Here is a 20,463-nt window from a genome sequence, read left to right as displayed (position 1 = left end):
TCCTCGAAGGAACACCGGTTTGTACGTCCAGGGCAGGTAACCTGACTTACAGGACTGCTCGTCCTGATTTACAGTGGCGGGACCGTGCCGGATTCACACCGGCTTCCCTATTTCACCCATTGTGCCGTTCATCGTTTGATTAACTCGATGAGCTCTTCTTGCTCGCACAAGGGACCCGTGGTCGCTGATATTGTAACCATTCAAGTGAGCATGCCCTATCCATCAGCGCTTAAGCGCATAACGAGATATGTATTCATGCTGAAGTCACACTTCTGTTGTGATTATAGGTTATATTGCACATCCTTACAACCCGATTCACGGAAAAGACACCCTGCTTGAAACCCAGCTATTTCCGCTTTTTTCAAGCCGAACCTTAATTGCTTGCCCCGGAATGACCTGTGTATCCCAGAATCCCAGTTCCGGTATGAGACGTGACATAGCATACCGAATGACACCGCCATGGGTAACTACGGCAATCGCAGGAACATGATTTTCTTCGGAATGTTCCTCTGACGAACCGGACACAAGGCACTCCTTCACGAAGGAGTCGATCCTCGCAGCAAATGCCTGCCAAGGCTCGCCGCCCGGTGGCGTCACATCCTGCGGTGCATCAATCCAATTCCGGTAGAGCGGATTGTCCTTGAGCTCATTGTAAGTCATCCCTTCCCATTGCCCAAAATCAATCTCACGCAAGCGCGGATCATACTGTACTTGTCCTGCTTGTACCGGAGCAATTCGTTCCACGGTCTGCCGGCAGCGCAGCAGATCACTGCAATACAGCGCATCCCATGTGATCCCGCGAATGGACTGGCGAAGCGGCGCCAGTTCCCGCTCTGCATCCGGCAGGAGACCGATATCGGTATGTCCGAGGTATCTCTTTTCCACATTCCAAGAAGTTGTCCCATGACGGATAAACACGATCTCCCGCGTTCCAGTTCCACGCTTCCCGGATTCTACTTCCATAACAACGCACCTCCTGCTGTCCAAATGCCGAACGTTACCAACCAGCATAACAGCACAAAAGCTCCCGCCGACCAGAACATCAAACGCGTGGTCCGCACGATATCCTCTGCTTCCATCAGCCGTGTCTGATCGCCCATATAGGCTCGAAAAGAAGCCACGCCATGGTAGACGTTATGCCCGCCAAGCCTGATACCCAGCGCTCCTGCAACGGCCGACTCCGGGAATCCGCTGTTCGGGCTGGGGTGCAATCTGGCATCCCGGCGAACCATGCGTGCAGCACCTTTTGCGCTCAATCTCATGAACCATGCACCCGTAATGAGCAGCAAGGCGGTAAGCCGCGCCGGAATCCAGTTCGCCCAATCATCGAGACGAGCAGAGGCCCAGCCGAGATGCAAATATTTTTCATTTTTATAACCAACCATGGAATCCAGCGTATTGACGGCCCGATAGGCCATCGCAAGCGGGGCACCGCCAATCAGGGCATAGAACAGCGGGGAAACGATGGCATCCACGATGTTTTCGGCTACAGTCTCCACGGTTCCCCTTACCACTTCCGGTTCATCCAGATGCGCTGTATCCCGCCCCACGATCATGCCCAGTGAACGTCTAGCCGCAGGCCAATCCCTCTCTCTCAGATGACGATACACTTCCATGCCTGCATCCTTCAGTCCTTTGGAAGCAATGGTGGTGGCAATCAGTACCACTTCAGCGATAACGGCAATCACCGGGTGAACAAGTCCAAGGATGTACAACACTCCCCAAGTAAGCACCAATGAACCACCCGCAATGACTATCGGAAAAAGCAGCCCTGCCCGTTTAAGCCCCTGATCGCTGCTCACTCGTTTTCTGATGGTCCGCTCCAGTGCAGAAATTCCTTTGCCCATGCCGATCACCGGGTGGGGGATCCAGCGTGGATCTCCAATGAGGCGATCCAGTATGTATGCTGCTAAAATAATCCATGCCCCTGTCATTCCTGCCCAGATGGGCCAGTCCGCCCACTTACTCAGAGATATCATCGCTTGCTATTCCTCTCTTTCCACGCCTGTCCAGCTTGCAAACTTTCGGTAACGGCATCATAGACGACACGTCCAATTCCTGCCCCAATCACTGTGGCTGTACCTGCGTAAGAGATCAGTGGTTTCCCCTCCACCTGACTCGTGGCCAGCACAATGGCATCCGTCGTCGTTCCCGTTGCAGTCAGTCCATTTTCCGCATCCATTACACCGCAATCCGAGAGCGCTGCCGCTTTGGCTTCCACTGCTGTCTGAATGGCATTGACCATGGCTCCGGGCGTCATGCGGCCGTTGATCCATAACATGATATTAATTGTACCGGGAGTGTAGGGTGACTCTGCTGCTATTCCCTCTGGGCTAGTTATGTTCCCTGCAGCATCAAACACGGTTCTTGCGGAGCCTGCACGCGCAGCATTGGATACACCTGCTGTCGTACAGCACAAGATCCCTGCTTCATCGCCCACAACTTCCTGAACCGATGTGTACTCAAGCTTAACCGCTGTCAGCAATCCGGCACATGCTGTTGTGCGTTCCTCCCACCCCCTCAGGAGGTCTGCAATATCACGCGGCGGGTCGTCACAACGATAATGCCTGTCTACGTAAATATTGAATATGCGATCCAGCTCGATCATCCTCCCGCCGTACACGGCACTCGAAATGGCGTTTACCCGGTTAGGGATCGATGCTCGAATATGGCGTTCATGTGCGCTGATGGTTAACCCGGGCCATGCAGAAGAAGTATATTCATTTTGCTCTGCAATTGCATGGGTAAAGTACTGTAAGAATGGCAATGCCATTACTCCGCCCCCCCGACCGTTGGCACCGGATTCGTTTGTCCGCTCACACTTCTCATTTCGTTCACCAGACGAAGATTCGACTTCGCGTCCTTCACTGCCAGTCGGATATGTCTTTCCCCAAGTCCAGGGTACATGGCGCAGCTTCGGATCAGAATTCCCCGCTCCCCCAGAGCCGCTTGTATGGTTGCCGCAGTCCATGGCCGCGGCACACGTGCCAGCAAGAAGTTCGCTTCCCCGCGTGTTACTTCGCATCCACAGGCCTCCAGGCCGGATGCCAGTTTCTCTCGTTCAAGCGCCACCTGTTCCAACGTCTCCCGTTCAAAAGCTTTCCCGCTGCCTAGACAGGCTTCTCCTGCAATCAGTGCCAGTCCGTTGACACTCCAGGTTACCTGTTTCTCCGTCATGGCACGAATCAGATCCGGGTGTCCAATCGCATAGCCAAGCCGAAGACCCGGAATGGCATAAAATTTGGTCATCGAGCGAATGATGATCACCTGTGGGTAATCCTGTAATCGGGAAGCCAGGGATTGTCGCTGCGTTTCAGGAATGAAATCCATAAATGCCTCATCAATCACCAGGACAGTATCTGTCTTCTCGGCATGACGGGCCAGCCGCTGCAATACTTCAACCGGATACTGTACTCCATTGGGATTGTTCGGCTGTCCAAGAAACAGCAAGTCCACCTGTTCCATCAGCCTCTCGATATCTTCGGGAGCTGCTCGCCATTCGAGCTCCTCCTGCCCCAGAACATGATGCATTTCTGCCCCAAATTGCTTGGACAATGAACGATACTCCGAGAACCCCGGTTCCACTGTGCCCACCTTCCGGGGAGAGAGTCCGAGCAGGATCAGAGCCATGCTTTCCGCAGCTCCATTCCCTATAGATATATATTCCTCTGACAGGCCAAGGCGCTCGCCAAGCAAGGATTTCAATGTCCGATGTGCAGGATCAGGATAACGAAGTATCGCCCGCATCCCTTGCTCCAACGCCTTCAGAACATCCTTGGGCGGACCCAGAGGGTTAATGTTTGCACTAAAATCAAGGAAATCCTCAGGACTCCCGCCAAATCTTGACGCAGCAGTCTCCACGTCACCACCATGTCCAAAAACTTCAATGATACCGCTCATTTTTGTCCGTCATCCTTTCTGCATGTCATTTTTATTATGGATGGCGTAACTGTCACGGGTCAATCCTGATTTGCCTACACCATCCATTCCCTGCTTCAATTCCTTTGTGTCCAATCGACAATTCGATTACAATAGAAGAGGAATTTTGATTCGCAGGCGCAACACTACATAAGGGATCATCGTCCCTCACATACATTAATGGAGGAATGACCATGCTGTTTGTTGATAACCAGGGCATTACAGATCCTTCTGTAAACCTCGCGATTGAGGAGTACATTTTGAAGCATCTGCCGATGGATGACAGCTATCTGCTGTTTTACATTAACCGCCCTTCCATCATTATTGGAAAACACCAGAATACCATCGAAGAGATCAACATCGAATATGTTCAGGATAACGGTGTACAGGTTGTACGTCGTCTCTCCGGAGGCGGAGCAGTCTACCATGATTTGGGCAACCTCAATTTCAGTTTTATTACCAAGGATGACGGACAATCCTTCCACAATTTCCGCAAGTTCACCCAACCTGTCGTGGAAGCTCTGCAGGAGCTTGGTGTGAATGCCGAGCTGACCGGACGCAACGATCTGCAAGTCGGGGAAAAGAAAATCTCGGGTAATGCCCAATTCTCCACCCGCGGACGCATGTTCAGTCACGGAACGCTCATGTTTGACCTTAATCTGGATCATGTTCAGGCATCCCTGAATGTTAATCCCGAGAAATTCAAATCCAAGAGCACCAAATCCGTACGCAGCCGGGTCGCCAACATTCGGGATCTGATTGACAGCAACCTGACCATCGAACAATTCCGGGACGAGCTGTTACGCCACATCTTCCGTATGGAGCCGCAGGATGTTCCCCAATATGAACTCACGGAGAAGGATTGGGACAAGATCAAGGAAATCTCCGCTGAGCGTTACAGCAACTGGGACTGGAACTATGGATTGTCTCCGGAGAGCAATGTGAAGCATACCCGCAAATTCCCTGTCGGCATTATCGATCTGCGCATGAACATCAAGGATGGACGAATCGAGGATATCAAAATCTTTGGTGACTTCTTCGGTGTAGGCGATGTAGCTGATATCGAAAATATGCTGCGCGGCAAGCGTTATGAGGAATCCGAGGTACGTACGGCACTTGAAGGCCTTGATGTGAAACACTACTTCGGTAACCTGGAGCTGGAGGACTTTATTGGCCTCGTTTTCCTTGAAGAATAGATTTAGATGTAAGTATAGTTTTAGAACGAATTCCTTTATTACACTTTAACGGAAAAAGCAGAATCAATCTGGAGAAGCAAAGCGTTCGCCTTTATCCCTGGATTTTCCCCTTTACATAAGGGACTCAAAGAAATCTAGGGATAACAGTGATCGAAAGATGATTCTGCGTTTGGAGTGATCTGGTGTAATTATGGATCCATTCGTTCGTGATTATAGATACAGATAAAAGGAGAGAAACTCAAATGGCTTACAAACTGATGGCAATCGACATCGATGATACCCTCATCAACGACAACAAGGAAGTAACCCCTGCAACACAATCGGCATTGGAGCAAGCGGTTGCTCATGGTGTGGTTGTTACCCTGGCAACAGGACGTGCCTATGCTTCTGCACAAGCACTTGCTCGCCAAACGGGATTAAACGTGCCAATCATTACGTATCAAGGCGCTTTGGTCAAAAACCTGCTGGACGAGAAAGTACTCTATGAGCGCTATGTACCGCAAGAAGCTTCCCGCAAATTGTACGACTACTGCCTGGAGAACAATCTCCATCTTCAAACGTACATTGATGACAAGCTGTATGCTCGCGAAGAGAACGACAAACTGCGTGATTATGCGAAGCTGAATGGTACCCAGTACCATATCGAGCCGGACTTCATCAAAGTTATTGAACAACAAACACCAAAATTGCTTATCATCGATGAGCCAGACTATCTGGATAAAGTGGCCGTTGACCTGCGTGAATTGCTTGGACCAGAAGTCCATATCACCAAGTCCAAACCATACTTCCTCGAGATCATGCATCGCGAAGGTACCAAAGGCCATGCCCTTACATTCCTGGCGGATCACTTTGGTCACCAATTGAGCGAATGCATTGCGATCGGTGATTCCTGGAATGACCATGAAATGCTGGAGGTTGCCGGCCTTGGCGTGGCTATGGGCAATGCGATCCCTGCTCTCAAAGAACTGGCAGATTACATTACGGCAAGCAACAACGAAGACGGCGTGAAGCAGGTCATTGAGAAATTTGTGCTGAACGCTTAGTAATGCGATAACGCTAATCATATGGTAAAAAAAACAGCCCTGGGCAGCGAATAAACTCGCTGAACCAGAGGCTGTTTTTGTTTTGGTTGTATCACCGGATTGGATAGCGATCCACCCAGTTAGCAAGGAGCGAGAGAGTAAATGCCGAACAGATCGTTGCGTAAAATTTGATCATGCTACTCTCCCCTTTTACCTGCTTTTATCGATCTTGGCCGTCATATGAACCTCGTATGTTGCTTCCGTACTGCTCATCAAACTTACGGTCACGTTCCCTGATCTCCTGCATCATTTTCCCTTTGGAAAAGGAACCCATGAGAACCGTCAGCAGGAGTACGAGCCCTGTAACAAACAAAAGCAGAGCCATAACGAATCCAACCCAACCACCCGTTTCGGACAAAGCTTCAAAATAATGCCCCCACGTGCTGGTCCAGACCGTTACGGATGGAAAATGCATAATGGTCGCAATATGAATAATGCCATAAAGGATAATTCCCGCGAACAGAAATATTGCACCGAGTCTTTGTTTGTTCAACATGATTCATCACCTCATTCCTTGTAAAAAAGGTAACACCTATTTTACCACAGGTTTGGAAGTTTGCACCAATGAATTGGCTCGTTTACCTCTCTTCAGCCAGCTCATCACGTTCTCATTCATCGCCAGCAAGCCGGATACCACAAGCACCACACCGATCCAGGTGATCCAGCTTACATGTTCACCATAGACAACCGCTCCAAGACCGACCGCAATCGGAGGAGAAATGTACAGCCAGGTTGCCGGGAACAGCGGGTTGGTACGCGACATGATCCAGTAGAACAGGCTATGCCCTACCATTGAACCAATCACCGTCAAGTAGATCAGGGACAAGATCGCCGGAGCCCAGACCAGTCCAGAAGTGCTCCACGATTCCGTCACCGCCGAGAGCCCGGATAACAGCAAGCCTCCATACATCATCTGTACGGCATTAATCGCTACGGGACTTGCTTCCTTGAACTGGTTGATCACCTTCTTGGAGTACAGTGCGCCTGCCGAATAGCATACTTCTCCCACAAGTACGGCGATACACCCCCACAACCACAGTGAACTCCCGCCAATGGATACACCGGGTAAAACGACAAGCACAACGCCCCCGAAACCGATCAGGCAGCCTGCAATCATGCGAGCAGAGGTTTTCTGCCGCAACAGAGCAGTTTGCATCACCATAATCATCAACGGCCCGGTAGCTGATAAAATAGCCCCAACGCCTGAGCTGACATATTGCTCTGCCCAATATAAAGTGGCAAACGTACCAAAGGTCAGCCCAGCTCCGGTCAGGAGCATTTCTTTTCTCCACAGCAGGGACAGACTTACCTTCCCTTTCATCCACATCCATGCAAACATCAATGCACCTGCAATGATAAAACGTAATCCGGCCGATAGAAAAGGCGGCATGCCTGCCTCGACCCCAATTTTAATCGCCAGGAACGTTGTTCCAAAAATAAGACACATTACTGTAAATGCTGCTGCAACCATGCTAGCCCCTCCTTTATCTGTTCTCCATCATATAGCACTGTCTACAGAACAGAATGACGAAAACAGAACAGAATCCGCTCATTTCCTGTTACAATAGAGTCCAAAAGGAGCGTGAGTCGGGTGGGCAAAGCCATGTTGATGACAGATAACAGCCTTAAACTATATGAACAGGTGGTTCATTATCTCGTGGTGCGTATTGAGGCGGGAGAGTGGGCCGAACATGAAAAGCTCCCTTCGGTGCGAAGCCTGTCCGAGCAGCTCGGTGTACATCGGCTTACGGTGTTCAAAGCCTATCAGGAACTGAAGGAACGCGGGAATGTGTACGTTAAGGACAAGTCCGGTTATTATGTCAGCCCTGCTGATCCTTCGCCTGTAGCGGACCAGGCAGATGACCCTGCTGTATCCGCCTGGCTGCACTGGGACTCACTCGCGCGCGTGCAATCTCTTGAAGCGGAATATCAATTTTCCAAGTCACTGATTGATCCCGCCCTGCTGCCCAACCGTTACTGGGGGGAACTCATGCGGGATTTGCTGGATCAGTATCCCCGGCTGCTCGGCACATATTCAACCATTCAGGGTGATGTGGAACTGCGTAGTGCGCTGGCAAGCCATCTGACACTGAAAGAACGATTTTATATCTCAGCAGAAGAAGTACTTATTACCACAGGAGCGCAGCAGGCCATTGATCTGATCTCCCGAAGTCTGGTCAGACCGGGGGACCGTGTCCTGATGGAAAGGCCGACCTACGGCCCTGCCATGGAAATTTTCCGCAAACAGGGTGCACGCCTGATCTTCACGGATATACACCCGGAGGGTTATGATCTGGAACAGATTGAGCATCTGATGAAGACGGAGAAGCCCCGCGTTTTTTACATGACGCCAACCTTTCAGAATCCGACCGGCATGAATATCCCAACCGAACAGCGGAAACAGCTTCCCGAACTTGCCGAACAATATGGATGTTTTCTCGTTGAAGATGACAGCACGTACGATATTTATTTTAAGGAGAAGCCTCCTGCGCCAATTTTTACGTACGATACGACAGGACATACGCTCTACATTCGCAGCTACAGCAAATATGTCGCGCCGGGTCTGCGTATTGCGGCAATAATGTGCCGTCCCCGGTTTATGCCAGGACTGCAGGCGGTGAAAGCATTGGCTGATAACGGAACTCCCCTTCTGAATCAGAAGCTGTTTCTCCGTTACTTTCAATCTCCGCGCATGCATCAGCACCTGTCGAAGCTGCGCACCGCCATACAATTACGGATGGAAGTCATGGAAAAATGTCTGCAAGAAACAGATTGGAATTGGACCCGGCCTGAGGGCGGGCTCAACATCTGGGCGGAGCTTCCGGAAGGCAGCGATACAGGACGGTTGCTTCACCAGTGCATGGAACATTCCGTCGCCTTTGTCCCCGGAACAGTATTTGATCCTTCTGATGCTTCTGCCAGTCGCAAGCTGCGTTTGTCCTTCTCCTATACACACGAACAGCAGATTCGCGAAGGGATGAACCGACTCATGGAACTTGTTAAAAGGATGAATTAGCTCCCGTATGTTTCCACTGATTAACTGACATCCACAATGGAATTACAGTAAACGAACCAAAGAGCCCGGAAGATCAAATGACCTTCCAGGCTCTTGAGATGTTTTTAAGGTGTACATTATAGGGCTACTTGCTTAATCCGTTCTGGATATTACTTTATCCACCAGGCCATATTCCACCGCTTCCGCTGCGGTCAGGAAATAATCGCGATCCGAATCTTTCTCAATGCGCTCCAGCGGTTGCCCTGTATGGTTCGCTAACAGCTCGTTGAGCCGCTGACGGTGCTGAATGATCCGATTGGCATGAATCAGCATATCCGATGCCTGCCCGCGCGTACCCCCATGGGGTTGATGGATCATAATCTCACTGTTCGGCAGAGCGAGCCGTTTTCCTTTGGTTCCCCCTACCAGCAGAATCGTACCGAAACTCGCGGCCATGCCAGTGCAGATCGTTGAAATATCCGGCTTCACAAATTGCATCGTGTCATAGATTGAAAATCCGGCTGTAACAGATCCACCCGGACTGTTGATGTACATCTGGATATCCTTTTCGGGGTCCTCTGCGGTCAGAAACAGAAGCTGGGCCACAATGGCATTTGCCATCTGATCCTCAATCTCCCCGGACACCATAATGATTCGATCTTTCAGCAAACGTGAATAAATATCATAGCTCCGCTCACCGCGGGTTGTCTGTTCAACTACATAAGGTACATGGTTCATGCCTGTCGCCTCCCGGTTTACGCAACCATAAGCCCGGTGTATCCTCCTCCATACATCATTGAAGTCATGCCGGAATTGGAATACCCACACATCATTGGCTGCGTTGATGAAGACGGCAAAGACTGCTGCAGAATCGTTCCTGCCACGGCCACCGGATCATCCGTACGATTCAGGCACAGATCAATCAGACGCGCCGCATCTCCACTGCGAAAAGCCATCAAATAGCTTCGCAGCTGCTCTGCGCTCACTGAATCTTCATCTGCGCCACTCGCTTCTTCGCCTTCTGTTTCCAGGCGGCTTCGTCTGACGCGTTCCAGAGCAGATCTGGCGCGATTCAGCGCGGCTTTGACCGCTCCTTCCGATGTATCCAGCATCTCCGCAGTCTCTGCCGTCGTGTAACCCATTAAGTCACGTAATACATATATCGCTCGCTGCCATGGCGGCAGCTCATGGACAAGGATCTGAACAGCAGACTCGATCTCTTCGAATCGCTCCTCTTCCGCACATTCTTGCATAAATGGTTTTAGGCTATCCAATTTACAAGCGAGCTTCTCTCGCTTCCGTATGACGTCAATCCATGTGTTGCGCGCAATCCGGATCAGATAGGCTTCCCAGTTCATCTCTTGCTTTGTACCACAGGACTGCATAGCCGAAGAAGCCAGCATTTTCACGCAGGTATCCTGAACCAGATCCTCGGCCTCCCAGGTTGAACCAGTCAGAGACAGACAATATGCGTAGAGACTGCTCATCAGATCTGGCAGCATACTTTCCATCATCTGTCCCACGCTGTATTCAGCTTGATGACCAGTCTGGGTATATGGTTTGAATGGGTTACGATGATCATGTGGTCTGTTGATTCTGCAATCCACGGACTTCACAAAGGCCATGTTTGGGGCCCCCCTTTGTTGGTTCCTGATTGATCTTGCTTCATGTCATGCTTTTCGATGACTTGCTCTTATGGTCTTACACTATGTAAACGAAGAACCTCCGGTAAAGGATACGCTCTTCTGTATTTATTTTTTTATATGCCAACTAGGTTCTAACTTAAACGCTGCCCAAAGGTACCTTCATGCCTGTAGCTGCCAGCGTAATACCTGGATTCAAATCGTAGTTTTGCTGTACATCCACGTCATGAGACATATGGGTAAAATAGGTGCGCCCCGGTTTCAGTTCCCGCAGCAGTTCCTGCGCCTCACGCATATCGTATACGGAACGTGTGGAGAATTCCGCAAGCTCATGGACAAAGCTCGTTCCGAGCACCAGCAGATCCAGCCCGTGCAGCGGCTTCTTCTCTGCTTCCTTCAGATCGATGGCATCCGAACAATACGCCCAGCTGTACCCTTCCCGCTCAAGCCGATACGCGTAGGAATAACCGTTTTTACCATGGCAGACCTTCCAAGAGTGCACGTTCCAACCGCCAAGCTGGATATCATCATCCGTTTCCAGAAAGTTCATGTGCCGGCTTAGCCAAGGAAATTGCCCCTGAATGGTTGTGATTACTTCGCGCGGTGCGTACAAGCTGCCCTTAACCCCCAGCCAGCGGCAGGCATCCGCCCATTCCGGCAAACCTCCAATATGGTCAAAATGCGCATGTGTCACCAATAATGTATGAACCATACGCAATCCCTGATCCTCCATCTGTGATCTCCAGTCTGGTCCGCAGTCAATCATAAACGGTTCGGCTGCGCCATCTGAATGGATCAGAACAGAAGAACGTTTACGCTGGTTGATCCCGGTCAGGCGGGCCTCCGTGCAGACTGCGCAATCACAGTATACACGCGGTACGCCCATAGCATCCCCGGTTCCCAGAAATGTTAGCTGATTCAATACCGTGATCCCCTCTCTATCCGATGCTGTACTTTCTAAGAAGTTCTGTTTCCTAAATTGTATATCCTTGCCCCCTGCTTTTGCAAAAAAAAGCTCTCCCTATGCAGTTCTAATCCTGCACTAGGGAAAGCCAGTTCTCTGACTACATGTAGTCAGCGTATGTAACTTCTATTCGGCCTACTTGTCGCCTAGACCAATGCACGCAATTTCAAGGTCAATTCCTGACCCTCGGGCACATCTCTCGAATCCGTAATGACCCAATTTGATGCAAGGCGCTTCGCCAGCACTTCTGCCTGCTCCGGCTTCAACTTCAGACCGGTTACTACGCCCTCACCAACCGTGAAATCACGCTCCGGCTGCAAACCAAATGCCTTCTCGATCCAGATACCCAGACCGCCCCGGGTATTAAATGTCATCCGGTAGCCCTCTTGAACGGCTGCCACCAAATTTTCACCATGCTCATCTGCATACGAGATAAAGTCATCATACCTGTAGTGCTCTTCGGAAACCGCATCAAAAGCAGCCACGTCCTTGGCCTTGATAGCCTGTAGTATTTGGTCCTCAGGCATGCCTTTGCCACGGGCCTGTTCCAGGCGAATGGCCGTACTTTGGGATAATTTGATCTCTGTACTCATCATCTCTCACCTTCCTGTTTATCCATTCGGATGCTAGAATTATAACCCAATTATATCCTGTCCCGATATCCGGATACAAAGTGTCCCGGCGACACTTCCATCCATTCTGGTTCTTCATCCCCGCGACGTGCTGATGGGTCCGTGTCCCCGCTATAGATGGGTGGCATCTCGTTGCGAACGCTTGGATCCGGAACGGGTATTGCGGCCAACAAGGCTTGGGTATACGGATGTACCGGATTGCGGTACAATTCTTCGGTTGGAGCCACCTCAACCAATTTCCCTCGGTACATTACCCCGATCCGGTTGGAGATGTGACGTACCATCGACAAGTCATGCGCAATGAACAAATAGGTCAGACCCATCTCTGCCTGCAGGTCTTCAAGCATGTTGACCACCTGTGCCTGAACGGATACATCCAGCGCAGACAACGGCTCATCACACAGTATAAACTCCGGATTGACCGACAGAGCCCGAGCAATGCTGATCCGCTGACGTTGTCCACCGCTGAACTCATGCGGATAACGTTCGGCATGTTCCGGCTTCAGGCCTACGCGGTTCATCAGGTCATACGCTCTCCCCTTCATTTCTGCTTTCGAACCATAGTTATGAATCTCCATTGGTTCACTGATGATCTGCAAGACATTCATGCCTGGATTCAGGGAAGAATACGGGTCCTGAAAAATCGTCTGCATCCGCTTGCGAAACGGCTTCAGCTGTCTTTCATTCATCTTGGCAACGTCCTGTCCGCCAAACAGAATACTTCCATCCGTCACATCGTAGAGTCTTACGATGCTGCGTCCAGTTGTTGATTTGCCGCAGCCGGACTCACCCACGAGTCCGAACGTCTCCCCCTTATGAATATGGAAGCTAACGTTATCGACAGCCTTAACGACTTCCTGGCCCTTGTTTCTTCCACGCACGGGGAAATATTTTTTCAGTCCACGCACGTCCAGCAGCACTTCACGCTGATCTGTTATTGAACTCATTTCTCCACCTCCTCTGTACGTGTTCCGAGTTGTGCCTGGTGTTGGTCTCGAGCTTCGTCATTCAGCAGCCAACATGATGCGCGATGGCCCGGTGCTGTTTCAGTATACTCAGGTCTCTGCTTGCAGACTTCCATCGCATGTGGACAACGTTCCATAAACGGACATCCCGTTGGCGGGTGCAGCAGGTTCGGCGGTGTGCCTTCAATCGTGGCGAGCCGTTGTCGCCCCCCTTCTTCACCCGGCTTCGGAATGGAACGTAGCAGTCCCTGCGTATAGGGGTGCTGGGGATGGGCAAATATGCGTTCCACCGGCCCTTCTTCCATAATCAATCCACCATACATCACGATCACTCGTGTACAGACCTGCGCGACGACACCAAGGTCATGCGTAATCATTAAAATAGATGTCTGTGTGGATTCCTTCAGCTCCTGCATCAGCTGCAAAATTTGCGCCTGGATCGTCACATCAAGTGCCGTCGTTGGTTCATCGGCAATGAGCAGCTCGGGCTTGCAGGATAAAGCCATGGCAATCATCACACGTTGGCGCATCCCGCCGCTGAATTCATGCGGATATTGGTCGATGCGTTCCTCTGGTGAAGGAATACCTACCTGGCGCAGCAGCTCGATGGCTTCCTTGCGAGCCGCGGACTTGTCCATTTTCCGGTGACGGCGAATAACTTCAATCATCTGTTTGCCCACACGGACTACAGGATTAAGCGAGGTCATCGGATCCTGAAATATCATGGAGATCCGGTTGCCCCGAATTTTGCGCATCTCACTGTCCGATTTGTTCAGCAGATCTTCTCCTCGAAACAAAATCTGTCCATCCGTAATCCGCCCCGGCGACTGGATGAGCCTGATCAGTGAACGGGCTGTTACACTTTTGCCGCTGCCCGATTCACCAACGAGTCCAACTACTTCGCCCTCATTTAGGGTAAAGCTTACCCCCCGTACGGATTGCACCTCTCCTTCACGGGTGGCAAAGGACGTTTTCAGTTCTTTGACCGATAATAAATCTGTCATTGTTGTATTCACCCCGCTGTGTAAGTTCAACCAAAGAATATTACACTAACCACTCCTAAGACAGAACAACCTTCCGATCGCTGTTATCCCCAGATTTTTTTGGTCCCCTTCTCGAAAAGGGAAAATCCAGTGATAGCGTATGCTTCCGGTGTAGCTTTCCTTCGGAAAGCTTTTAGGCGAACACTTCGTTTCTTCAGGTTATTTCTGTCTTCTCCGTTCTCGTGTAAAATGCTTAGTTAACCTATATTTTGTTAATATTATCTATTTTTTGTTTGCTTTAGGTTCAAAGGCTACACGGAATACATCACCCAGAAAGTTGAAGGATAGTACTGTCAGCAAAATGAATAATCCAGGGAAAATGGCCATATACGGCGCTTCACTGATGAAGCCCTGTGCATCATTCAGCATGCTGCCCCAGGAGGAATTCGGCTGTTTGACTCCCAGGCCGAGAAAGCTTAGGGACGATTCCATAAGAATAGCTCCTGCAATATTAATGGTTGCGGCTACGATAATGGTCGGCATAATGTTGGGGATGATGTGTTTCATAATGATGCGGAAGGGCTTCTGCCCCGATACCCGCGCATACAGAACATACTCCCGCTGCTTCACCGACATGGCTTCCGCCCTCACAATCCGGGCAATGTTCATCCAGCTTAACACCCCAATAATGACGATAATCGTGCCAATTCCCGGTTTGAGGTATGCGTTCAGGATCAACATTAGGAAGAATGACGGAATGGACATTAGTACGTCCACAATACGCATCAACGTGTTATCCACCCAGCCTCCAAAATAACCACTCACCGTGCCGACGAGTGTACCGACAATAACTGCGATGGCCATAGACAAGAAACCTACCGCAAGAGAAACACGGCCTCCGTACAGCGCACGAGCCAAATAATCTCGTCCATAATCATCCGTCCCGAACCAGTGATCCGCACTCGGCTGCTGCAATCGCTCCATGACCACGATCTCATTGGGATCATGCGGGGATAAAAACGCAAACAGGGATGCGAGCACAAATATGCCCAATATAATGACAGCCGCAATGCCCAGTTTCTGATGCCTGAACTGCGTCCGTAAGTTACGCCAGCGCATTGAATTCATGTTGTCTCACCCCGTTGTCTTAATTCGTGGATCTACCACGCCATATAGAATATCGGCTACCAGGTTACCGACCACCAGCAGCACAGAGGAAATCATCGTAATGCCCATAATAATCGGATAATCCAGACCATGCACGGCTGAGATTCCCAGTGAACCCATCCCTGGCCACGAGAATACAGATTCCGTAATAAACGCTCCGGCAATCAGCTCCGGCAAAGACATCCCGAGAATGGTAATGACCGGAAGCAATACATTTTTGAGCACATGGCGAAGCAGTACCGTCCCTCGGGTAGCTCCATAAGCATACTGAATCTGAACGTAGTCCTCTTCCAGCTGACTGATCGTATTTGAGCGAATATAACGCATGTACACCGACACATTCATGAAGGTCAGTACGGTACATGGCAGAATACCGTGTTTGATAATATCCCACGCCGAATCGACTCCGACGGTCCGCATGCCCATGCTGGGCAGCCAGTGCAGCTGTACGGCGAAGAAATAAATCAGCATCATGCCGAACCAGAAGCTCGGAATGGAAATTCCAATGTAGGAAAGAAGACTGAGACCACGATCAAACAAACTGTTCTGGCGCGAACCCGCAATCATGCTCAGCGGAATCGAAATAAGTAATGATAATAATAGCGACGCTCCCATCAATCCAAACGTAGCGGGAAGACGTTCAACAATTAATTCGGCAACCGGGCGGTGATTGACCAGTGAATAGCCGAGGTCACCTGTCAGAACATTTTTGAGCCACACCACGTATTGCACATACATGGGCTGGTCCAGTCCAAGATTTTGCCGAATACGTTCCACATCCTCTGCTCCCATATTGGGAGTAACAAAGGAAAGCACCGGATCGCCCGGCGCCAGCTTGATCAAGGTAAAGGAAACGATGGAGATAACAAACAAAAGCGGGATCGCCTGTACGATCCTTCGGACAATATAGTTATTCACACGGGCACCTCCGAATCAACGCCGGCCTCGCGGCCGGCGTTATTGGCTTGTTACTTATTTTTTATAGATTTTGGACAGGTCTTCCAGCATAACTACCGGTTTCGGATTGGCATCCTCAACACCGCCGTACGTATTGTCCACTGCTACCACAGCTTTTGTGTATGCAATTGGATACACGGTCATTTCGTTTGCTACGGTTTGTTGAATTTGTTTGTACAGCTCTCCACGTTTTGCTTCATCAATCTCAACCGCTGCATCACTCCACAGCTTGTCGAAATCAGCGTTTTTGTAGTGGGAGTAGTTATATGCTGCATCGCTCAGGAAGAGGGATTTGTAAGCATCCGGCTCATAACCCATGATGTATCCGCCAAAGGACAGTTCAAAGTCTGTATTGTTCATATCCAACGTACGGTTACCGTAAGCTGTTCCGTCCATCGGCAGCAATTCCACTTCAATACCCACATCTTTCAGCTTTTGCTGAATGTACAAGGCTTGGCTTGTTTGTGGTTTGTTTGTATTTGTGTAAGCCAGGCGCAATTTCAGATTGCTTACGCCTGCATCGGCCAGCAGCTGCTTGGCTTTCTCGAGGTTGTAGTCATACTTCTCCACATCGTCGGTTTGATACAGCGTGTCCGGTGTCAAAATTGACGCAGCCGGTTCAGCAAAATCAGCCGAGGAATACGAAGCTGTGATCAATTCATTTTTATCCAAAGCATAAGCAATCGCTTGACGCACTTCTTTCTTTTGCATGGAAGGTACGTTCAGGTTGAACACCATGTACTGCAGGCGACCTTCCGGATAAGTCAGCATGTTGAATTTGCCTGTATCATTCAATTTGTTGTAATCCTGTGTATCGACCATACGCATTTGAATCTCGCCATTTTGCAGAGCCAGGTTCGCTGCATTCGGGTCTTTGGCTACACGGTAAGTCACGCTATCCAAGTGAGCTTTGCCTGCAAAGTAATCGTCAAAACGTTCCAGTGTCACATATTCACCTGGGCGGTATTCCTTGAATTTGAACGGACCGGAACCAATCGGGTTGTTGTTTTTGTCGCTTTTCTCAATATCCGATTCGCCTTCAAAAATGTGTTTCGGGATTGGGGAGAAGGAAACCAGTGCGCCTTCAAAAGCTGCTGATACTTCCGGCAGTTGGAATTCCACGGTGAGATCGTCCACTTTCGTTACTTTCACCGGTTTGCCATCAAAAACATATTGGCTGCGAGACGAGCTATGCTGCTTCTCATCGAGAATGCTGTCCATGGTAAACACGATATCATCCGCCGTCAGCGGCTGTCCGTCATGCCATTTCAGTCCATCCTTAAGCTTCAATGTATACGTCAGGTGATCATCCGAGAAGCTGTCACTTTCGGCGAGCACATATGTCTTTTTGCCATCATTCACGTTAAATAGTGGAGCATATAAGGACTGGTCAATCGTCAACGTTACACGGTCTCCCGCGTAGATCGGATTCATCACTTTGGGATCATCCTGTACTGCAATAATAATGCTTCCGCCATCCTTCGGCTGTCCATTATCTGTCGAAGCAGTACTTTCCTCGTTATTAGAAGAAGTATTTGCTCCATCACCACTGCTGCCGCATGCACTCATGATTGCAACAACCAGAACCAGCATCAATGACAGCCACATTTTTTTAGATTTCATTATGATATTTCCCCTCGCTGTAATTTATCTTCTGTTAGCTAGTATAGCAAGGATTCGACAAAAAGCAATGACTTTTTCCAACTTAACCTATCGGATTTTATTTAAATCGCTTTATTGTCCAACAATGCAAAAAACCTCCAATTCGCTGACTCCAGCAAATCGAAGGTCTTTGTTTGTAGTTCTTTTATAGTCCTGCCAGCACCTGATACCAGACTCCGCGTTTGGAATATAGCGTACTGCGCACTTCGTCCCAGCCACCAAGGTAATGGATATCAAACAGACCTTCAGGAGTTGGAAACGAGGATTCAGTCTCGGCAAATACATTCGGATCTACCGAACGAAAACCATGCTTGGCAAATATCCGCTGAGCCTCCGGAGTTCGCAGGTAGTCCACAAAGGCCTCTGCCAACTCCCGATTCCCATGTTTATCCGCATATTTATCCACCACTACCGCCGGATTTTCAATCAGAATGGTATTCTTCGGTACAACGATATCGTATTTAACACCCTGGGCTATTCGGGCAAGCAATTCATTCTCATAAGTCACGATGACATCGCCGACGCCATATTCAAAGGCTGCCATGGAAGATCGGCCGCTCTTATCCAGCGACTCGACATTTTCATGCACCTTCTCCAGAAACGCTTTGGCAGCGGCAGGGTCCTTCTGGCCCTTTTCTTCCGACATCTTCAGCCCAGCCCCGTAGATCGCATTGATATCCCACTGGGCTCCGCCTGACGTTTTGGGATTGGGGTACAGCACCTTCACTCCCGGCTTGGTCAAATCCTCAAAATCACGAATCCCCAGTGGGTTGCCATCCCTTGTTCCAAGAACAACAATCGAACGTGTAATCATGCCATCATTCGGCGTTTGTTTCCAATCGGAGGTCACGAGGTCGGCTTTGACCAGTTTATCGATGTCACTTTCCATGGCGAGCAGTGCCACATCAGCCTCGAATCCGCCAACAATGGCCCTTGCTTGAGTGCCTGAGGCTTCATAGGACTCCTGGAAATTGACCGTCTGTCCGGTTTTTGCTTTCCATTCCTCCTTGAACTTGGGCAGCAGCTCTCCAACAGCATCTTTGGCTACACTGTATGCACCAATGACAAGCGTATTGGATTGTTCAGCTGCAGAGGGTTCGTTCTGTTCGCCTTCCGCTTCCTGATTGCTGCAGCCTACGGTCATGCAGACGACCAGAAGCATAAGGGCAGCGTATAAGGGGGTTCTTTTCTTCTTCATCGTCTGCATGGGGCAGCCTCTCTTTCGAGTGCATTTTAGATCATGACCGGCATTGGATCTTCCTTCAAACGATTCTCGACAACCCAGCTATCCGTATCATTAAACAGATAAGCCCGGTGTACAAGCACACGAATCTGTTGACCAATCTCCAGTGTCGTTTTCTCAAGTGAACGATAGGTGATCAGCTTGTGGCCCTGTACCTCGACTTCCACCATCCACTCACTTCCGCGGAAGTGAAGATGCTTCACCGTGCCCTTTTCTGTAGCTGACAGCATGGAGAATTCGTTTTTCAGACCAATCTCGATATACTCAGGCCTGATTAAGGCACGCGTTTGATCTCCTTCTACCGCATGTTCGAAGCCTTTAAGCTGCGAGGCATCCTCCACAACGGTGGATTCACCAATAAAGGTTGCCACAAATGGAGTCTGCGGATTTTTGTAGATATCCCACGGTGTTCCTTTTTGCTCTAAACGGCCTTGACTGATAATCATGATTTCATCTGCAACTTCGATCGCTTCATCCTGGTCATGTGTTACAAATATCGAGGTAATGCCGACACGCTCAATCAGCTCTCTCAACCATGAACGCAGCTCTTGGCGAATCTTGGCATCGATGGCGGCAAAAGGCTCATCCAGCAGCAGCAGCTGCGGCTCAGGAGCCAAAGCTCTGGCGAATGCGACACGCTGACGCTGTCCACCGGACAGTTGATGCGGATAACGCTGTTCAAAACCTTTTAGCCCGGTCAGCTCAACAAGTTCCATGACCCGATCGCGAATCTGTGCTTTGGGTGTCTTTTTGACCTTAAGTCCAAAAGCGATATTATCAAAAACCGTCATGTGTTTGAACAAGGCATAGTTCTGAAAAACGAACCCGATTCCCCGCTCCTGTGGAGGCAGATGATTCACAACCTTGCCGTGAAAGCGAATCTCTCCGGAGTCCGGGTTTTCCAGACCGGCGAGCATGCGCAGAATAGACGTTTTGCCTCCTCCACTGGGCCCTAGCAGACCGATCAGATGGCCTTTGGCAATATCGAACGAGACATCTTTTACCGCATGAAATTGACCGAAATGTTTGTTCAGATCACGGACTTCCACATGCATA

The 20,463-nt window shown here is 49.9% G+C and carries 20 protein-coding genes and 1 riboswitch; of the genes, 3 read left to right on the top strand and 17 right to left on the bottom strand.

The window, feature by feature from the left end:
• Nucleotides 1–15 precede the first annotated feature (15 nt).
• Nucleotides 16–144: riboswitch (cobalamin riboswitch) on the bottom strand.
• Between the two features lie 171 nt (nucleotides 145–315).
• Genes PIL01S_RS15455 through cobD form a run of 4 tightly spaced genes read right to left on the bottom strand, consistent with a single transcriptional unit; the run spans nucleotide 316 to nucleotide 3,900 of the window.
• Nucleotides 316–963, bottom strand: coding sequence for a histidine phosphatase family protein (locus PIL01S_RS15455; protein WP_127538246.1), 648 nt, complete (start codon nucleotides 961–963; stop codon nucleotides 316–318).
• Nucleotides 954–1,934, bottom strand: a complete 981-nt coding sequence (gene cbiB, locus PIL01S_RS15450; protein ID WP_127538305.1) for an adenosylcobinamide-phosphate synthase CbiB — start codon at nucleotides 1,932–1,934, stop codon at nucleotides 954–956. The genes PIL01S_RS15455 and cbiB overlap by 10 nt, the downstream gene beginning before the upstream one ends.
• A gap of 41 nt (nucleotides 1,935–1,975) precedes the next feature.
• Entirely contained in the window at nucleotides 1,976–2,773 is a 798-nt protein-coding gene (locus tag PIL01S_RS15445; RefSeq protein ID WP_127538245.1) for an adenosylcobinamide amidohydrolase, read from the bottom strand.
• Complete coding sequence (cobD, locus tag PIL01S_RS15440; protein WP_127538244.1) at nucleotides 2,773–3,900, bottom strand: threonine-phosphate decarboxylase CobD; 1,128 nt, start codon at nucleotides 3,898–3,900, stop codon at nucleotides 2,773–2,775. The genes PIL01S_RS15445 and cobD overlap by 1 nt, the downstream gene beginning before the upstream one ends.
• A 212-nt stretch (nucleotides 3,901–4,112) precedes the next feature.
• Here cobD and PIL01S_RS15435 point away from each other — a divergent pair, with 212 nt between their 5' ends.
• Both PIL01S_RS15435 and PIL01S_RS15430 read left to right on the top strand, forming a co-directional pair.
• Complete coding sequence (locus tag PIL01S_RS15435) at nucleotides 4,113–5,114, top strand: lipoate--protein ligase (RefSeq protein ID WP_127538243.1); 1,002 nt, start codon at nucleotides 4,113–4,115, stop codon at nucleotides 5,112–5,114.
• Nucleotides 5,115–5,356: 242 nt separating this feature from the next.
• Nucleotides 5,357–6,157, top strand: coding sequence for a Cof-type HAD-IIB family hydrolase (locus PIL01S_RS15430; RefSeq protein ID WP_127538242.1), 801 nt, complete (start codon nucleotides 5,357–5,359; stop codon nucleotides 6,155–6,157).
• A gap of 199 nt (nucleotides 6,158–6,356) precedes the next feature.
• Here PIL01S_RS15430 and PIL01S_RS15425 read toward each other — a convergent pair whose 3' ends face one another.
• Both PIL01S_RS15425 and PIL01S_RS15420 read right to left on the bottom strand, forming a co-directional pair.
• Entirely contained in the window at nucleotides 6,357–6,692 is a 336-nt protein-coding gene (locus tag PIL01S_RS15425) for a hypothetical protein (protein WP_127538241.1), read from the bottom strand.
• A gap of 36 nt (nucleotides 6,693–6,728) precedes the next feature.
• On the bottom strand, nucleotides 6,729–7,667 hold the full coding sequence (locus PIL01S_RS15420; RefSeq protein WP_127538240.1) for a DMT family transporter: 939 nt from the start codon (nucleotides 7,665–7,667) through the stop codon (nucleotides 6,729–6,731).
• Nucleotides 7,668–7,787: 120 nt separating this feature from the next.
• Between PIL01S_RS15420 and PIL01S_RS15415 the strand changes: the two genes are divergently transcribed.
• Nucleotides 7,788–9,212, top strand: coding sequence for an aminotransferase-like domain-containing protein (locus PIL01S_RS15415; protein ID WP_246058296.1), 1,425 nt, complete (start codon nucleotides 7,788–7,790; stop codon nucleotides 9,210–9,212).
• A 132-nt stretch (nucleotides 9,213–9,344) separates the two neighbouring features.
• Here the strand turns inward: PIL01S_RS15415 and clpP are convergent, their stop codons facing one another.
• From clpP to PIL01S_RS15360, 11 genes are all read right to left on the bottom strand, one after another.
• Entirely contained in the window at nucleotides 9,345–9,929 is a 585-nt protein-coding gene (gene clpP, locus PIL01S_RS15410) for an ATP-dependent Clp endopeptidase proteolytic subunit ClpP (protein WP_127538239.1), read from the bottom strand.
• 17 nt (nucleotides 9,930–9,946) lie between these two features.
• Nucleotides 9,947–10,816 carry an RNA polymerase sigma factor gene (locus PIL01S_RS15405; protein ID WP_127538238.1) on the bottom strand — a complete coding sequence of 290 codons (870 nt, stop codon included), beginning with the start codon at nucleotides 10,814–10,816 and terminating at the stop codon, nucleotides 9,947–9,949.
• A gap of 157 nt (nucleotides 10,817–10,973) precedes the next feature.
• Nucleotides 10,974–11,756, bottom strand: coding sequence for an MBL fold metallo-hydrolase (locus PIL01S_RS15400; protein ID WP_127538237.1), 783 nt, complete (start codon nucleotides 11,754–11,756; stop codon nucleotides 10,974–10,976).
• 188 nt (nucleotides 11,757–11,944) lie between these two features.
• Nucleotides 11,945–12,394 carry a hypothetical protein gene (locus PIL01S_RS15395; protein WP_246058295.1) on the bottom strand — a complete coding sequence of 150 codons (450 nt, stop codon included), beginning with the start codon at nucleotides 12,392–12,394 and terminating at the stop codon, nucleotides 11,945–11,947.
• 47 nt (nucleotides 12,395–12,441) lie between these two features.
• Complete coding sequence (locus tag PIL01S_RS15390; RefSeq protein ID WP_127538235.1) at nucleotides 12,442–13,377, bottom strand: ABC transporter ATP-binding protein; 936 nt, start codon at nucleotides 13,375–13,377, stop codon at nucleotides 12,442–12,444.
• Nucleotides 13,374–14,399, bottom strand: a complete 1,026-nt coding sequence (locus PIL01S_RS15385; protein ID WP_127538234.1) for an ABC transporter ATP-binding protein — start codon at nucleotides 14,397–14,399, stop codon at nucleotides 13,374–13,376. The genes PIL01S_RS15390 and PIL01S_RS15385 overlap by 4 nt, the downstream gene beginning before the upstream one ends.
• Before the next feature lie 261 nt (nucleotides 14,400–14,660).
• Nucleotides 14,661–15,506 carry an ABC transporter permease gene (locus PIL01S_RS15380; RefSeq protein ID WP_127538233.1) on the bottom strand — a complete coding sequence of 282 codons (846 nt, stop codon included), beginning with the start codon at nucleotides 15,504–15,506 and terminating at the stop codon, nucleotides 14,661–14,663.
• A gap of 6 nt (nucleotides 15,507–15,512) precedes the next feature.
• Complete coding sequence (locus tag PIL01S_RS15375; protein WP_127538232.1) at nucleotides 15,513–16,463, bottom strand: ABC transporter permease; 951 nt, start codon at nucleotides 16,461–16,463, stop codon at nucleotides 15,513–15,515.
• A 54-nt stretch (nucleotides 16,464–16,517) separates the two neighbouring features.
• Nucleotides 16,518–18,125, bottom strand: a complete 1,608-nt coding sequence (locus tag PIL01S_RS15370; RefSeq protein ID WP_127538231.1) for an ABC transporter substrate-binding protein — start codon at nucleotides 18,123–18,125, stop codon at nucleotides 16,518–16,520.
• A gap of 184 nt (nucleotides 18,126–18,309) precedes the next feature.
• Nucleotides 18,310–19,371, bottom strand: coding sequence for a sulfate ABC transporter substrate-binding protein (locus PIL01S_RS15365; RefSeq protein ID WP_127538230.1), 1,062 nt, complete (start codon nucleotides 19,369–19,371; stop codon nucleotides 18,310–18,312).
• A gap of 26 nt (nucleotides 19,372–19,397) precedes the next feature.
• Nucleotides 19,398–20,462 (bottom strand): sulfate/molybdate ABC transporter ATP-binding protein, encoded by a 1,065-nt coding sequence (locus PIL01S_RS15360; protein WP_127538229.1) that lies wholly within the window; start codon nucleotides 20,460–20,462, stop codon nucleotides 19,398–19,400.
• Nucleotide 20,463 lies beyond the last annotated feature (1 nt).

It is taken from the genome of Paenibacillus illinoisensis NBRC 15959 (assembly GCF_004000925.1).
GTDB classification, from domain to species: Bacteria; Bacillota; Bacilli; order Paenibacillales; family Paenibacillaceae; genus Paenibacillus; species Paenibacillus illinoisensis.
This window is presented reverse-complemented; position numbering and strand designations above follow the sequence as displayed.

Bases quoted from the DNA above. Each gene is read 5' to 3' on its own strand.
- PIL01S_RS15445 (WP_127538245.1), bottom strand. From the start codon at position 2,773: ATGGCATTGCCATTCTTACAGTACTTTACCCATGCAATTGCAGAGCAA.
- clpP (WP_127538239.1), bottom strand. From the start codon at position 9,929: ATGAACCATGTACCTTATGTAGTTGAACAGACAACCCGCGGTGAGCGG.
- PIL01S_RS15370 (WP_127538231.1), bottom strand. From the start codon at position 18,125: ATGAAATCTAAAAAAATGTGGCTGTCATTGATGCTGGTTCTGGTTGTT.
- PIL01S_RS15455 (WP_127538246.1), bottom strand. From the start codon at position 963: ATGGAAGTAGAATCCGGGAAGCGTGGAACTGGAACGCGGGAGATCGTG.
- PIL01S_RS15405 (WP_127538238.1), bottom strand. From the start codon at position 10,816: ATGGCCTTTGTGAAGTCCGTGGATTGCAGAATCAACAGACCACATGAT.
- PIL01S_RS15435 (WP_127538243.1), top strand. From the start codon at position 4,113: ATGCTGTTTGTTGATAACCAGGGCATTACAGATCCTTCTGTAAACCTC.
- PIL01S_RS15420 (WP_127538240.1), bottom strand. From the start codon at position 7,667: ATGGTTGCAGCAGCATTTACAGTAATGTGTCTTATTTTTGGAACAACG.
- PIL01S_RS15425 (WP_127538241.1), bottom strand. From the start codon at position 6,692: ATGTTGAACAAACAAAGACTCGGTGCAATATTTCTGTTCGCGGGAATT.
- PIL01S_RS15380 (WP_127538233.1), bottom strand. From the start codon at position 15,506: ATGAATTCAATGCGCTGGCGTAACTTACGGACGCAGTTCAGGCATCAG.
- cobD (WP_127538244.1), bottom strand. From the start codon at position 3,900: ATGAGCGGTATCATTGAAGTTTTTGGACATGGTGGTGACGTGGAGACT.
- PIL01S_RS15365 (WP_127538230.1), bottom strand. From the start codon at position 19,371: ATGCAGACGATGAAGAAGAAAAGAACCCCCTTATACGCTGCCCTTATG.
- PIL01S_RS15430 (WP_127538242.1), top strand. From the start codon at position 5,357: ATGGCTTACAAACTGATGGCAATCGACATCGATGATACCCTCATCAAC.
- PIL01S_RS15360 (WP_127538229.1), bottom strand. From the start codon at position 20,462: ATGCATGTGGAAGTCCGTGATCTGAACAAACATTTCGGTCAATTTCAT.
- PIL01S_RS15395 (WP_246058295.1), bottom strand. From the start codon at position 12,394: ATGATGAGTACAGAGATCAAATTATCCCAAAGTACGGCCATTCGCCTG.
- PIL01S_RS15385 (WP_127538234.1), bottom strand. From the start codon at position 14,399: ATGACAGATTTATTATCGGTCAAAGAACTGAAAACGTCCTTTGCCACC.
- PIL01S_RS15390 (WP_127538235.1), bottom strand. From the start codon at position 13,377: ATGAGTTCAATAACAGATCAGCGTGAAGTGCTGCTGGACGTGCGTGGA.
- cbiB (WP_127538305.1), bottom strand. From the start codon at position 1,934: ATGACAGGGGCATGGATTATTTTAGCAGCATACATACTGGATCGCCTC.